Annotated in this window: 13 protein-coding genes; 4 read left to right on the top strand and 9 right to left on the bottom strand. The window is 42.3% G+C overall.

Annotated elements, in window-relative coordinates; genetic code table 11:
* Positions 1–5 precede the first annotated feature (5 nt).
* Positions 6–419, bottom strand: a complete 414-nt coding sequence (locus tag ABWY16_RS12525; RefSeq protein ID WP_353904984.1) for an OsmC family protein — start codon at positions 417–419, stop codon at positions 6–8.
* 191 nt (positions 420–610) lie between these two features.
* On the opposite strand from ABWY16_RS12525, the gene ABWY16_RS12530 reads away from it, so the two are divergent.
* Positions 611–1,348 carry an NUDIX hydrolase gene (locus tag ABWY16_RS12530; RefSeq protein WP_353904985.1) on the top strand — a complete coding sequence of 246 codons (738 nt, stop codon included), beginning with the start codon at positions 611–613 and terminating at the stop codon, positions 1,346–1,348.
* Positions 1,349–1,352: 4 nt separating this feature from the next.
* Here ABWY16_RS12530 and ABWY16_RS12535 read toward each other — a convergent pair whose 3' ends face one another.
* The 5 genes from ABWY16_RS12535 to ABWY16_RS12555 all read right to left on the bottom strand — a co-directional run bounded on the left by ABWY16_RS12535 (position 1,353) and on the right by ABWY16_RS12555 (position 9,203).
* Positions 1,353–2,759 (bottom strand): efflux transporter outer membrane subunit, encoded by a 1,407-nt coding sequence (locus ABWY16_RS12535; RefSeq protein WP_353904986.1) that lies wholly within the window; start codon positions 2,757–2,759, stop codon positions 1,353–1,355.
* Between the two features lie 22 nt (positions 2,760–2,781).
* Positions 2,782–5,991: an efflux RND transporter permease subunit gene (locus tag ABWY16_RS12540; RefSeq protein WP_353904987.1), complete on the bottom strand. Its 3,210-nt coding sequence runs from the start codon at positions 5,989–5,991 to the stop codon at positions 2,782–2,784.
* Between the two features lie 6 nt (positions 5,992–5,997).
* Positions 5,998–7,164, bottom strand: a complete 1,167-nt coding sequence (locus ABWY16_RS12545) for an efflux RND transporter periplasmic adaptor subunit (RefSeq protein WP_353904988.1) — start codon at positions 7,162–7,164, stop codon at positions 5,998–6,000.
* Between the two features lie 65 nt (positions 7,165–7,229).
* Positions 7,230–7,817, bottom strand: coding sequence for a TetR/AcrR family transcriptional regulator (locus tag ABWY16_RS12550; RefSeq protein ID WP_353904989.1), 588 nt, complete (start codon positions 7,815–7,817; stop codon positions 7,230–7,232).
* Positions 7,818–8,522: 705 nt separating this feature from the next.
* Complete coding sequence (locus ABWY16_RS12555) at positions 8,523–9,203, bottom strand: GDSL-type esterase/lipase family protein (RefSeq protein WP_353904990.1); 681 nt, start codon at positions 9,201–9,203, stop codon at positions 8,523–8,525.
* 206 nt (positions 9,204–9,409) lie between these two features.
* Here ABWY16_RS12555 and ABWY16_RS12560 point away from each other — a divergent pair, with 206 nt between their 5' ends.
* The 3 genes from ABWY16_RS12560 to ABWY16_RS12570 are packed head-to-tail and all read left to right on the top strand — an operon-like array spanning position 9,410 to position 12,001.
* Complete coding sequence (locus ABWY16_RS12560; protein ID WP_353904991.1) at positions 9,410–10,216, top strand: MlaE family ABC transporter permease; 807 nt, start codon at positions 9,410–9,412, stop codon at positions 10,214–10,216.
* Between the two features lie 6 nt (positions 10,217–10,222).
* Positions 10,223–10,996 carry an ABC transporter ATP-binding protein gene (locus tag ABWY16_RS12565; RefSeq protein WP_353904992.1) on the top strand — a complete coding sequence of 258 codons (774 nt, stop codon included), beginning with the start codon at positions 10,223–10,225 and terminating at the stop codon, positions 10,994–10,996.
* Positions 10,997–12,001 (top strand): MlaD family protein, encoded by a 1,005-nt coding sequence (locus tag ABWY16_RS12570; protein ID WP_353904993.1) that lies wholly within the window; start codon positions 10,997–10,999, stop codon positions 11,999–12,001. It begins immediately after the preceding gene.
* A gap of 239 nt (positions 12,002–12,240) precedes the next feature.
* On the opposite strand, the gene ABWY16_RS12575 is transcribed toward ABWY16_RS12570, so the two are convergent.
* The 3 genes from ABWY16_RS12575 to ABWY16_RS12585 all read right to left on the bottom strand — a co-directional run bounded on the left by ABWY16_RS12575 (position 12,241) and on the right by ABWY16_RS12585 (position 13,985).
* Positions 12,241–12,702 carry an SseB family protein gene (locus ABWY16_RS12575; protein WP_353904994.1) on the bottom strand — a complete coding sequence of 154 codons (462 nt, stop codon included), beginning with the start codon at positions 12,700–12,702 and terminating at the stop codon, positions 12,241–12,243.
* A 276-nt stretch (positions 12,703–12,978) separates the two neighbouring features.
* Positions 12,979–13,509, bottom strand: a complete 531-nt coding sequence (locus ABWY16_RS12580; RefSeq protein ID WP_353904995.1) for a ferritin — start codon at positions 13,507–13,509, stop codon at positions 12,979–12,981.
* A 107-nt stretch (positions 13,510–13,616) separates the two neighbouring features.
* The gene (locus tag ABWY16_RS12585) at positions 13,617–13,985 is read right to left on the bottom strand and encodes a hypothetical protein (RefSeq protein ID WP_353904996.1); all 369 of its coding nucleotides are present in this window, start codon (positions 13,983–13,985) and stop codon (positions 13,617–13,619) included.
* Between the last annotated feature and the right edge of the window lie 115 nt (positions 13,986–14,100).

Consider the following 14,100-nt stretch of genomic DNA (forward strand, 5'->3'; position numbering starts at 1 on the left):
TCAGCTTATACCAGTGAAGCGTCCAGAGAGATAGCTATTGCACCAAATGCTACACTCACAGGACAGCCCGCTTCTGCACCTTTAGCAATTTCCTGGAATTTCTCAGGTGTTATTCCATCAATCTTTGCTTTCAGTACCAATTCTGATTTTGTGATTACCCCGTTTTCGAGCGATATATTACATACTGTTTCCAGTGATTCAGGATTGAAACCTGCAGTGGTTAAGTCAAGGCTCAGTTTCATAGTGAAACAGCCGGCATGAGCAGCGGCCATCAGCTCTTCGGGATTTGTACCTACCCCATCCGCAAAACGGCTGTTGAATGAATATTGTGTATTGTTTAATGTTGTGCTTTGAGTAGTGATATGACCTTGTCCTTCTTTAATTGTACCGTTCCAAACGGCCGTTGCATTACGTTTCATAATCTTATTATTTATGTTTTGATAGTTCAAATGTACAGGGAAGCGCGACGGGGGTCAATGGATATATGGCGCAAGTTCATGGACAATTTCCCCTGCAGGCCAGTTTCAATGTTAGTTTGTTCATGGCTAAGCGACGATATATATTTTATTTAGCCCGGCAATTATTTATTTTAGAGGTATAATTGCAGAAGATGGAAAAGGACCAGAAGATTATCGAGATGAGCGGGCAGATGTGGGAGCAGGCATTGCCCCATATTTCTGTAGACAGCGTCGTTTTTGGCTTTAATGAAAACCAGTTAAAGGTACTCCTGGTAAGAATGGCAACGGGACAGAAATGGCTTTTACCTGGTGGGTACGTTTTTAAGGACGAAAGTGTAGATGACGCGGCGCAAAGGGTATTGAAAGAGCGCACCGGTGCAGAGCGGATTTACCTGCAGGAATTTGGCGTATCCGGAAACACCAACCGCTCTGAAGATTACTTTAAACACTACGATGATGATCTCTGGCATAAACAGCGTTTCATTTCCATAGGTTTTTACGCCCTTGTAGATTATACACAGGTAAATTTAGAAACTGATCACTTCAGTGATACCTGTGAATGGAAGTCAATTGAGAAGATGCCTGAACTGGCAATGGACCATCAGCGGATATTTGAGACTGCCCTGATGGTTTTACGGCAACAGCTGAGTTACAAACCCATTGGTATGAACCTGCTTCCTGAGCGCTTTACCATTTCAGAATTGCAGCGTTTGTATGAAACCATTCTGGGAAGAAGCCTGAACCGCGGTAATTTTTACCGCCGTATCATGCGTTTCGATGTGCTGGTTAAACACGAAGATCAGCGTAAAGGCGGGGCGCATAAATCACCCAACCTTTACAGCTTTGATCCTGTTAAATATCATGCATCCCTGGAGGGATTAGACTGGTAGGCGATTATTTCCAGCCACCACCCAGTGCACGGTAGAGATTTACTACAGCCTGCAGCTTCTGCTGCTGATCACTTACAGCACTTAATTGTGCTGCCAGGAGACTCTGCTCCGAAGTCAGTACATCAGTATAGTTTGTGGCCGAACTGAAACGCAGCAATTCCTGAGTATAATCCACAGCTTTGATCAGGGCTTCAATCTGTTTCGCTCTGGAAGCCTGTTTGGCTGCGGCCGACTGGTAATCAAAAAGGGAGTTGGAAACCTCCTGCCCTGCTACCAGTAAAGTCTGCTGATAAGTATTCATCGCCTGGATCTGTTGCGATTGTGCCGTCGTTAGCCTGGCTTTATTGATCCCCTGATTAAAGATAGGTTGTGTCAAGCCTCCTACAAGTGAATAGAAGATCGACTGATCGAAGAAATTCTTCAGCTGCAGGGTGGACAGTCCGCCATTTGCAGTAAGCGTCAAACTTGGATAGAAATAAGTTCTGGCCAGGTTGGTGTTTTCAAAGGAATTTCTGAAAGCAAATTCTGCCTGGGCAACATCCGGACGGTTATGCAGCAGCTGAGAAGGTAGTCCGATGGAAAGGTTTACTGGTACAACCTGTGAGTCCAGCGTATTTCTGTCTATGGGACCGGGTGCCTGTGCCAGTAGAATGCTCAATGCATTTTCAGTTTCCCTGATGCTCTGTTTCAGATCAGGAATGGTAACTTCGGCGGCATATAGGTTGGCTTCACTTTGCACCACAGCTGCGCCTGTAACTACAGCTCCTTCTTTTAGTTCCTTTATCGTTTCTACACTGCTGCGCCTGTTTTTCAGGGTCTCTTCGGTAATTGTAAGCTGTTTGTCCAAAGAAATCAGTGTAAAGTAATTGTTGGAAATATCAGCAATCAGTTGCGTCTGCACAGCTTTTCTCGCCGCATCTGTGCCAAGGTAACTTGCAAGCGCAGCTCTTTTTGTACTGCTCAGTTTCCCCCAGATATCGGCTTCCCATGATGTGCTAAGGTACAATCGGTAAGTATTGGTCAGGGTGTTGATATTGATTCCTGCAGGAAAGTTTAAGGCAGATAACGAAGATTTGGTCCTTGTATAATCTGCATTTGCACTCAGTGTAGGAATATATGCCAGCTTGCTTTGTTTCAGCGTAGCCTGGGCCTGAGCAATATTCTGAATCGCATTCTTCAGGTCTACATTCTGATCCAGTCCTTTCTGGATCAGTGCTTTTAATTTTTCGTCAGCAAACAGGCTTTGCCATGGCATATCAGCCAGGCTGACAGAATCTGCTGAATTTTGATCCCTGTAGAGTCCCTCGGTTTTTACTTCCGGACTTTTATAGGTTTTCGTCACCGAGCAGGCGCTGAAGAGCGATGCTGCTACGAGTAATCCCAATACCTGTTTGTTATATTTATGAGTCATTTGATTTCGTTCTTTTAGTTAACTATGCTTTAGGCGGTTCAATCAGCAGGTGCTCTTCAGCGCCTTCAATCTTTTTCTGTTCAGTTGCTGCTGCATCTGCTTCCTCTTCCTCATCGTCGTCATATCCGTTTTTAGCCGGGCCACTGATTTTTTCCTGTAAAGACTGGAAAATTATGAACAGTACCGGGATAGCAAACACCCCGATAATCGTTCCGATAAGCATACCTCCAACAGCACCTGTACCGATTGATTTGTTACCAACAGCACCTGCTCCACTGGAGAACATCAGGGGCACAAGCCCGAAGATAAATGCGAAGGATGTCATCAGGATCGGTCTTAAACGTGCAACCGCACCTTCAATGGCCGATTCTACAATAGGCATTCCGTTTCTTCTCCGCTCGAGTGCAAACTCCACAATCAGGATCCCGTTTTTGGCAAGTAATCCGATGAGCATGATCAGTGAGATCTGCAGATAGATATTACTGTTCAGTTTAAAGATAATCGAGAACAAGTAGGCTCCGGCAAGTCCGAATGGAATTGCAAGTAACACTGCAAACGGAAGGATATAACTTTCGTATTGTGCACTTAAAAGGAAATACACGAAGACAAGACAGAGAATAAAGATAAACACTGTTTCACTGCCCGAAGCAAGCTCTTCCCTGGTTAAACCTGAGAACTCATATCCATAACCCGCAGGCAATTCAGCACCAACTTCCTGGATTGCTTTGATGGCGTCACCAGAACTGAAACCTACATTCGGCGAACCTGTAATAGCGATTGAGCTGAAGAGGTTGAACCTTGAAATAGATTCCGGACCGAATACCCTGCGCATTTTGATGAACTCTGTTATTGGTGCCATCGCACCTGCTGTATTGCGGACAAAGATCTTGCTCAGTCCTTCAGGGTTCATCCTGTATTCTTCAGAAGCCTGCACCATCACGCGGTACTGTTTACCAAACTGATTATAGTTAGAAGCATACAAACCTCCGTAATAGCCCTGCATCGTCTGAAGGATCATATTTACAGTTACTCCCGATTCTTTGGCTTTCTCCAGGTCTATATCCATCATGTACTGAGGGAAGTTGGGATTGAATGACGTTTGTGCGTACTGGATCTCTTTTCTTTTGGCCAGCTTAGCAAGAAACTCATTGTTTACCTTAAAGAATTCGGCCGTGCTGTGCGCAGTTTTATCCTGCAGCTGGAACTCAAAACCACCACTCTGACCAAAACCCTGGATGGTTGGCGGCGAGATAAAGAAGATACTAGCCCCGCGGATACTTCCTGTTTTTTGGAAAAGATCTCCTACAACGTCGTCTACAGTCCTTTTACGCTGGTCCCAGGTTTTAAGTCGGACAATTACCATACTATAGGCACTACCAGCACCAGCCACAAAGTTCTGGCCCACAATACGCAGGGTATTGCTTACTTCAGGAATGGTATGCGCTATGCTGTCTACCTGTTTTGATAACTCAGTTGTCCGTTCCATCGATGATGATGGCGGCAGACTGATATTCGCAAAGATAGTTCCCTGATCTTCCGCAGGCACAAATGCAGATGGCGTGGTTTTCATCATGTAAAACAAACCTGCTCCTGCAATGGCTACAGCACCCAGTACTATCCATTTTTTTACTGAAAGAAACTGTACCGAACGTTTGTACTTATTGGTGATATTGTCAAATGCAACGTTAAATGCCGTGTAGAAACGCTGGATAAAGCTTTTGTGTTTGTGGTCATCCGCATGGGGTTTCAATAGTAGTGCGCACAATGCAGGACTCAGTGTCAGTGCATTTACTGCTGAAAGGATAATCGCTACAGCCAGCGTTACACCAAACTGTTTATAGAAAACCCCTGTAGATCCGGTGATAAAAGTTACCGGGATAAATACTGCAGCCATTACCAGCGTAATGGAGATGATCGCACCGGAAATTTCATTCATGGCATCAATGGTTGCTTTCTTGGCAGATTTGTAACCATTGTCCAGTTTTGCATGGACAGCCTCGACTACCACAATTGCATCATCCACTACAATACCGATGGCCAGTACGAGTGCGAAGAGCGTCAGCAGGTTGATCGTAAATCCAAAGAGGTTAAGGAAGAAGAACGTACCTACAATTGCAACCGGAACCGCAATGGCCGGCACCAGTGTAGACCTGAAATCCTGAAGGAAAATAAATACAACGATAAAAACGAGGATAAATGCTTCAACCAGGGTATGAATCACTTTTTCAATTGATGCATCCAGGTTCTCATTCACGTCGACGAGGTAGGTATATTTGATTCCTTTTGGAAATGTTTTTGAAGCCTCCTCAATAATTTTTTTGGAATTGTTGATTACATCCCTTGCATTGGAGCCCGGGGTCTGACTGATCGCCATACCCACTGATTCCTGTCCGTTCATGGAAATGGTAGAAGAGTACGTTAATGCACCCAGTTCTACCCTGGCTACATCTTTCAGACGTAACACCTGGCCCTGCCCTACGGATTTGATAATCATATTTTCAAACTCAGCAGGCTGAACCAAACGGCCTTTGTATTTGATTACATACTGAAAGGACTGGTTGCTGTTTTCACCAAACTTACCGGGGGCCGCCTCGATATTCTGTTCTGCAAGTACTGCAGAAATATCGCTTGGGATCAGGCTGTACTGTTGCATGATATCCGGTTTAAGCCAGATACGCATTGAATAATCCTTTGATCCGAATACTGTTGCATCTCCTACGCCTGTTACCCTCTGGATAGCTGGCACAAGGTTAATTTTTGCATAATTCTGCAGGAAAGTCTGGTCGTAAGCCTTATCCTCACTGTATAAAGAGAAGATCAGTAAATTACTGCTCTGACTTTTGGTTACGGTCACCCCTGCCTGTGTTACTTCTGAAGGCAGCAAGCTGGTTGCCCGTGACACCCTGTTCTGAACGTTTACCGCTGCAAGATCGGGATCTGTACCTACTTTAAAGAAGATCTTGATGCTCGCCGCACCATCGTTTGTTGCCGTAGAAGTCATGTACGTCATATTCTCCACCCCATTGATCTGCTCTTCGAGAGGAATAATAATGCTTTTCAGAACTACATCGGCGTTGGCACCTGTATAACTGGCAGCAACGTTTACCGTGGGCGGTGCGATATCGGGATACTGCGCAATAGGCAGTGATGTGAGTCCGAGTACACCCAGAATAACAATGATCACTGAGATCACCGTGGAGAGAACTGGTCTCTGTATGAATATTTTAAACATCTGCTCTTATTTTAAGTCTGCATAAACAGCATCAGGCTGCTGTACATTTGCTTTGATCTGTGTACCGTCCTGCAGTGTAGCTACACCTTCAAGTGCAACCTGATCACCTGCTTTTAATCCGCTCTGTACGATATAGTAATTGCCCGGTGTGTTTTCCATTACCGTAATAGCTACTGTTTTGGTTTTACCGTCTTTATCTATTACAACTGCAAAACGTTTATCCTGCAATTCGTAAGTTGCGCTCTGTGGAATCAGTATGGCGTCTTTAACTGCATTTGGAAAACGTACTGTAGTACTGCTGCCGCTCCTTATTATTCCCTGAGGATTTGAAAAGCGTGCCCTGATATTTGCGGATCCTGTAGCCGTATTGATCAGCCCGTTTACAGTTTCAATGCGTCCCTGCTCTTTATATAGTGAACCGTCTGCAAGTAACAATGATACTTTAGGCAGTTTTGCAATCTTTTGCGAAAAGGTTGTTCCCGTGCTGTCTTTCGTAAATTCAAGCAGCAGTTTTTCATTTAAAGCGAAATAGGCATACACATTTCCTATACTGGAAACTGTCGTTAAAGGATCTGTTGTGCTTGAATTTACCAGACTTCCCAAACGGAAAGGAATGGAACCTACCACCCCATTTACAGGACTGGTTACCGTAGTATAACTTAAGTTAGTTCTCGCATTTACAAGCGCTGCTTTAGCTTGAGACAGGCTGGCCAAAGCAGAATCGTAAGAGTATTGTGCAGATTCCAGTTCATATTTACTAACAATCTCTTTCTTCACCAATGGGGTAACTTTAACTACGGCCAGTTTTGCCGTGCTTACCTGAGCCTCTGCAGTTTTAATTCCGGCGTTTGCTGTACGTACTGCCTGTTCATATTGGGGATCATTGATTTTGAATAAGGGCTGGCCTTTTTTTACAACTGCACCTTCATCCACATATATCTTTTCTATATAACCTTCGATCCTTGGCCTGATTTCGATGTTTTCCTGACCCTGGATGCTTGCCGGGAAATCTGTATTGAGGGTTGCCGATCTTGGTTGCAGGGTAACCACCTTGTATTCCTTTACCTGTGGGGCGGCAGCAGCCTTAGCTGCATCTTCCTTGTTGCTTCCGCCGCATGAGGCGAGGGTAATTCCTGCGAGGAACAGGAGCCCTGTTTGTATGTTCGTCTTCATATATGTGTTTTCTTCTTCTGAGCTTGTTATTATTTTACTGTTTTATAAGGGGATACGTTCGTTTCTTATCTGTAGATCATATCAAAAATGATTTGCTTACGCTGTTTCATCAGTTTTGGAAATTCGGCATCACTGATTTTCAAAAACGTTTTATTCAATGATTCTGACAATACCGGGTAAGCCATGAGTGCAAATAAGCTCATCATAAACTGCCTTGGATCAGTACTCGTTATCTTCCCTGCATGCATTTCGGCTTTCACCTCTGCCAGGAACGGTTTGATGTGGGCATCATAGATAAGATCCACTTCCTGCTTTTCATGTCTTTTGTTTTCTGTGATCACGAAGAGTTCACGGTAAGGATAGGCGATAATCTCGTCCATGAATACGTCGATGAATTTTCTCAGTTTTTCTGTGAAACTCACTTTACTGCTCAGCACGTTATCCAGTGTCTGCCGGAGTTGTTCTTTTGCTTCGTTGACCACCTGTTCAAAAAGGATATCCCTGGAACGGAAATAATAGTGCACCAGCGTGCGGTTCACCCCTGCCGCATCGGCAATATCCTGGGTCGTCGCATGGAACCTGCCTTCGAAAAAAAAGATCCGCTTTGCAGTGTCTTTGATTAACTGTTCTGTTCCTGTGTCTCTTACTGCCATTTTACTATAATTTTTTAATACCGGTATTTAACATAATTGTTAAACAAAGTTATCTATATATGTTGCCACAATACTCATAATTGTGCCACCTTTTGCGATTTAGCATAGGGTAACAGAAGTATTACAAAGATGGTCCCGTTAGTTTGCTTGAGCGTATTAAAGCTTGCCTTTACAGCAAAACAACCAAATAAAAGAAACAGGCAAAGTCATATTAGACGGGGATGAAGAATTTGCCGACGAGTATGGCTTTTCAGCCGCCGGATTGCATTATGGGTCTGATGTGCGCCTTTCTGAGGTTGGATTTCGCTATATTTAGTAAAAACATTAGCTTATGAAAAATGAAGAATTCAGCTATTCCTTGCCCGGTTGCCCGTTGGTATGAATTTTTCCGAACATGGTTTAGCGCGCTAGCAAGACCTTCCTGCCTGCATCCCTGGTACAGGCATTTGGTTATGTTTTGCCTGTACTGGAACTGATTGTGGGGACATTGATTTTGATAGGGCTATTTACAAGGTCAGGTATATTGCCGGGACTGATTCTTATCCTGATGCTTATTTTTGGCTCTTCGCTGATTGAAACCTGGGAGAATGTATTTATACAAGTGGTATATGGAGCATATTTGGTGGTTTTATACAGGTATCTGCATTACAACCGGGCATCATTTGATTTCGCGTTCCGGTTGTAATACATTGATACGTCCGCCGATTAATCTTTCAGCAGTTGTGGGATAATCAGTTTATTCCAGATCGCATAACCGGAAGCATTCATGTGCAGCATATCGTTTTTGAAAAGATGCGGCTGCATGGCCCCGTTTTTATCGAGCATGGGCTGATAAACGTCTACAAAAGTGATATGTGTTTGTCCTTTTATATACGCACTTATCAGCCTGTTTGCTTCCAGCGCCTTTGCCTGGTATTGTTTTCTTGAAGGACTGCCCTTGATGGATATATATACTATAGGTGTATTGGGCAACTTCGCCCTGATATCTGTATACAGTTTTTTAAAGTCAAGATATACCGCTTCAGCATCCGGTGATTTCAGCAGATCGTTTTCTCCCACATAAATGACCAGCTGTTTGGGCTGGTAAGGAAATACCAGGTCGTCCAGGTACCGGTCTACGTCACTTGTTACCGCTCCTCCTATTGCACGGTTAAGTACCGTATAGTTTTTAAAGGTCTTTGTAAAATCTACCCAGAGGCGGATGGATGAACTGCCAATAAACAAAATAGGTGATGACGGCGGTGCATAGATTTTGTCATAAGCCTTTATTGCATTTACATCATCCTGAAAGGGAGGCTTTTCCTGGGCAAATGTACTGGAGCTTGAAACCGGAATCAGGAAGAGTCCGATAACTAAGGTTTTAAAGAGTTTCTGTAGTTTATTCATACGTTGGTTTTATAGCTTTTCAGCGCATCATTAATTTGTCATTTTAGAATAGCAGATTTGTGAATCCTCGCTGATATCTTACATTTGACCAAAATGCATATTTAGTCAGCATAAAACAAAAACAATTTACGTGTTTTGTCGCTTTCATAATATAGATTAAATATAATAATGATTTAAATTATATTTGGCAGCATCAATCACAACGAATGGATCCTAACACAGATAATTCCAATATAGAGCCTACCAAATACTTCCTGTCCAAAAAAATGGATGGTATGTTTATAGAAGTTTACGAGATTTACAAATTTATCCTGCGCTTTTTTAAGGAAGTATTTCTGCCTCCCTACGAATTTAAAGAAATTATACATCAGTGTTATGAGGTTGGTTACAAATCCCTGCCGTTGATATCCCTCACCGGGTTCATTACCGGTGTAGTTTTCACCGATCAGTCGAGACCTTCCCTGGCAAACTTTGGTGCTACATCCTGGATTCCCTCACTGATTTCCATCGCTATTGTCAGAGCCCTTGCTCCTTTGGTAACTGCTTTGATAGCTGCGGGAAAAGTGGGATCAAATATGGGTGCAGAACTTGGATCGATGAAAGTGACTGAGCAGATTGATGCAATGGAAGTATCCGCCACTAACCCCTTTAAATACCTTGTAGTAACCAGAATACTTGCAACTACCTTCATGATACCTTTATTAGTGATGTACACTGCGTTTGTGGCACTGATGGGAGGTTATCTGAGTGTACACAGTCATGAACAAACTAGTTTCGCGATGTTTTTTTCGCAGGTTTTCGAATCTCTGAGCTTCCTGGATTTATTCAGTACCTCTTTTAAATCAACTGTCTTTGGATTTACTATTGGCGTTGTTGGCTGTTACTGCGGGTATAATTCTACTAAAGGAACTGAAGGTGTTGGTAAAGCGGCAAACTCTGCTGTGGTAGCCGCCATGTTCCTGATCTTTGTTGAAGAAATCGTTATTGTTGCAATTGTAAATGCTTTCCGTTAAACCATCATGATAAAAGAACAGAAAGTAATAGACAAAAATAACCCTGTAATTTCTATCAGGGGATTACAAAAAGCATTTGGAAGTTTGCATATCCTGCGGGGTGTTGATCTCGACGTATATAGAGGTGAAAACCTGGTTGTACTGGGCCGCTCCGGTACGGGAAAGTCGGTGCTGATCAAGATAATCTCCGGCCTGCTCCTTCCCGATCAGGGTATCGTTAACGTATTGGGGAAGGAAGTTGCTGAACTGCGTAACAAGGAACTGATGGACCTGAGACTCAAAGTAGGTTTCTCTTTTCAAAACAGTGCCTTATATGATAGTATGACCGTTCGCGAGAACCTGGAGTTTCCGCTGGTAAGGAACTCAAGAAATCTTAAACGCAGCCAGATCAATGATGAAGTAGAAAGTGTTCTTGATGCAGTTGGTTTACTGCAGACCATCGAGCAAATGCCATCCGAATTGTCTGGCGGACAAAGAAAAAGGATCGGTATTGCAAGGACATTGATCCTGCGACCTGAAATTATGCTTTATGATGAGCCTACTGCTGGTCTGGATCCTATTACCTGTATAGAAATCAATAACCTGATCAATGAGGTTCAGGAGAAATATAAAACTACAGCAATCATTATCACGCACGATCTCACCTGTGCCAAGGAAACTGGCGACAGAATTGCTATGCTACTGGACGGACAATTTGCAATACAGGGAACTTTTGATGAGGTCTTTGCAAGTCAGGATGCCCGTGTACAATCTTTTTACAATTATAACTTTACAAAATAAATGAGCGCTTCAGAAAACAAAAGGTCAATTATAGTAGGAATTTTCATCGTGATTGGCGTTATCATCTTCATTGCAGGTGTCCTTACACTTGGTGGAAAGCAAAAACGTTTTGTCAGCAGCATTACACTAAAAGCTATCTTTAACAACGTTAATGGGATTACTGCCGGTAACAATGTATTTTTCTCCGGTGTAAAAATAGGTACTGTAAGCAAAGTTGAATTTTATGGCAATGCACAGGTAGAAGTAACATTACATATCGAAGAGAAAGCACAGCAGTATATTCATAAAAATGCGCTAGCCAAATTGAGTTCTGAAGGTTTTATTGGAAACAAAATGATTGAAATCCTTGGAGGTACAACTCAGACGCCTGTAGTTGAAGATGGAGACAGACTGGATATCGCTGCTGCACTTGGACCGGATGATATCATGAAGACCTTACAGGACAACAATAAAAACATCCTGGCGATTACGAATGACTTTAAAGTAGTGAGTACGGAGATGGTCAAAGGAAAAGGTGCTTTGGGTGCTTTGTTAACCGATTCTGTAATGGCTGACCGTTTGCGCCAGATGACTGTTAACCTTGAAAATGCTTCTGCAACTACAGCCAGGGTTACATCTGCTATTTCACAATACACTGCGAAACTGAATAATAAAGGAACACTTGCAACCGAACTGCTTACTGATACTACAGTTTTCAGTAACCTCAAATCAGCTGTTAAGAGTTTGCAGGTTACTGCGGCTTCTGCTTCGGAGATGACTGGTAACCTTAATGCAACCAGTAAAAAACTGACTTCTGATAAAAACGCCGTTGGTGTACTGCTGAATGATGAGGCAACTGGTGCGAAATTAAAAACTACTGTTTCCAATCTTGAATCAAGTACCAGGAAACTGGATGAAAATATGGAAGCACTGCAGCATAACTTTTTGCTGAGAGGTTTTTTCAGGAAGAAGGAAAAGGCTGAAGCAAAGGAAAAAGAGAAGGCTCAGGAGCAACAGCCTCAATAATTTTTTGAATGACGGAAGGGAGATGTTCTGGCTTCACAAAAAACTGAACGTTGGCATCGATGCTGCCTGCTGCTGAAAAAGCACCAGAAGGCATTGATGCCAACGTTCAGTTTTTTTTGTTTATCCTGTAGCATGATGGCCATGCAGGGTGATCCTGCAGGATGGTCATAATTGAAGGCCAGGTGGGGTTATTATACATGAAGGCTCAGCATAGCTGTAATGTATGATTGCTAAGCAGGTTACATAGTGCCGTCCAGCAGACTTTCCACTGTAGCAGGAGAGATTTTTGTTTTGAAGTTACTATGTGGGTTTACTACAAATCTTTCGCCCTGTGCCACACTGAAAAGGTCAGCGCCGCTCATCTTTAAGAATTCTACATCGTCTTTTACCACTCCGTTATCAAAGATGCGGTCTATAGTAGTGAACAAAGGAATACTGCCATCAGGTAATGCGTATAGCTCTACGCTGGTACCTACTTCAAGGTACTGATATCCTTCTGAGACATTCACGTTTATTGAAATTACTATGATTTCATCTGTAAGAATCCGCTTGTAAAATGCGCGTTTATATACAGATTCTTTTACGGCCATTTCCAGTAGCGCATCCAGGCTTAGCTCATCAGTATTGATCATTAACTGATCAGTGCCGTTGTTGCCTGTTTCGTTTTCTTTCTTCGCCTTAAATATATCAAATAGTCCCATACCAAGTATCGTCTTTAAATGTTTTTAAGAATGTATATCAATATATAACAATGATATTCAATTTTTAGTTTCAAAAACTATACATATCTTAATTGATACAATCGTTTAAAGGTATGATCAGATTGTCTGGATGTTATGATTTTGTTATATTTCCAGTATGCGTTTATAACTGGAATGCAACAGTGTGTGCAAGCTGTTCCTCTTTATAAAAGGTAAATTCAGGCAAAAAAAAAACCGCTCAATACTATTGAGCGGTTTAAGTTAAGGCAGCGGAGATTATCCTTCGCTATCGTATTTAATGTCATTAACATGTTTGTCAATTTCCCATCTTCCAGTTCCTGCTTCGCCGATAACGTCGAATAATTCAAGGGCACGTCTTGCTTTGTATTCTTCCTCACGTTGTTCTTTAAAGAACCAGTTCAGGAATTCGATAGTTACGTAGTCCTGTTCCTGGTAGCATTTCGCTGCGATGTTTTTCAGTGATTGGGTAACGCTGATCTCTGCATCTAAAGCTTCTTCGAAAACCTCTCTGAAAGAGTTGAATTCAGTTTGAATATTCGTTACTTCCGGAGATATAGCCGAACCGCCCATATCCAGAACATATTTGAAGATTTTTAATTGATGTTCTCTTTCTTCTTCAGATTGTTTAAAAAAGTATTCAGATGAATAATCAAATCCGTTACTATCACACCATGATGCCATTGCAAGATATGCTGATGCAGATTGGGCTTCTTTTTTGATTTGCTGATTTAACAATGCTTCTACCTCAGTTGATAGCAGGCACTGTACGCGTGTGATGTCTTTCATATAATTGTAATTATGTTCTTGTCGATTTGACTCATGCAAAAATAGTGCATAAAATCAATTTTACAGCATTACAAAGAAATATGGAAAGATTCTAAATCTAAAGAAGCTCAGACACTTAGGCGGTAAACCCTATCGTGAATGATGCGGTTTAACTCAAGCATGACAAAGGTTCCTTCCAGTAATGTTTTGAAATCAATGATCTCCAGGAGGGTTAAAACATAACAATGGTCACACGCACAGATGAATACAATCTCAAGATCGGGACTGATTTCAGAATTCAGCAACAGCGCTTCAATGTCTATTGCATAAATTGCTTTTCTGAGCTTCATCATGCTCCTGTAATCGAAACGGGCCAGTTTACCTACGAAATCAATGTACCAGCAATTTTCTTTATCAGATTGAAAAACAGATCCATTAAGGGTTCTATAAACTTCTGCGAATTCTACAACTGGTGCTTCGGTAATGACGTTTTGCATTTACAGTGATTGATTATAATGCAAATATTCACATTATTAAGACTCGATACAAATAAAATTGAATATTTATTTAGAACTATTTTAAGAATGTCCCATAAAATGGTCGCAGATGTCT

The sequence above is a fragment of the Pedobacter sp. genome, from assembly GCF_040513095.1.
GTDB lineage: Bacteria > Bacteroidota > Bacteroidia > Sphingobacteriales > Sphingobacteriaceae > Pedobacter.

Bases quoted from the DNA above. Each gene is read 5' to 3' on its own strand.
- ABWY16_RS12525 (WP_353904984.1), bottom strand. From the start codon at position 419: ATGAAACGTAATGCAACGGCCGTTTGGAACGGTACAATTAAAGAAGGA.
- ABWY16_RS12530 (WP_353904985.1), top strand. From the start codon at position 611: ATGGAAAAGGACCAGAAGATTATCGAGATGAGCGGGCAGATGTGGGAG.
- ABWY16_RS12535 (WP_353904986.1), bottom strand. From the start codon at position 2,759: ATGACTCATAAATATAACAAACAGGTATTGGGATTACTCGTAGCAGCA.
- ABWY16_RS12540 (WP_353904987.1), bottom strand. From the start codon at position 5,991: ATGTTTAAAATATTCATACAGAGACCAGTTCTCTCCACGGTGATCTCA.
- ABWY16_RS12545 (WP_353904988.1), bottom strand. From the start codon at position 7,164: ATGAAGACGAACATACAAACAGGGCTCCTGTTCCTCGCAGGAATTACC.
- ABWY16_RS12550 (WP_353904989.1), bottom strand. From the start codon at position 7,817: ATGGCAGTAAGAGACACAGGAACAGAACAGTTAATCAAAGACACTGCA.
- ABWY16_RS12555 (WP_353904990.1), bottom strand. From the start codon at position 9,203: ATGAATAAACTACAGAAACTCTTTAAAACCTTAGTTATCGGACTCTTC.
- ABWY16_RS12560 (WP_353904991.1), top strand. From the start codon at position 9,410: ATGGATCCTAACACAGATAATTCCAATATAGAGCCTACCAAATACTTC.
- ABWY16_RS12565 (WP_353904992.1), top strand. From the start codon at position 10,223: ATGATAAAAGAACAGAAAGTAATAGACAAAAATAACCCTGTAATTTCT.
- ABWY16_RS12570 (WP_353904993.1), top strand. From the start codon at position 10,997: ATGAGCGCTTCAGAAAACAAAAGGTCAATTATAGTAGGAATTTTCATC.
- ABWY16_RS12575 (WP_353904994.1), bottom strand. From the start codon at position 12,702: ATGGGACTATTTGATATATTTAAGGCGAAGAAAGAAAACGAAACAGGC.
- ABWY16_RS12580 (WP_353904995.1), bottom strand. From the start codon at position 13,509: ATGAAAGACATCACACGCGTACAGTGCCTGCTATCAACTGAGGTAGAA.
- ABWY16_RS12585 (WP_353904996.1), bottom strand. From the start codon at position 13,985: ATGCAAAACGTCATTACCGAAGCACCAGTTGTAGAATTCGCAGAAGTT.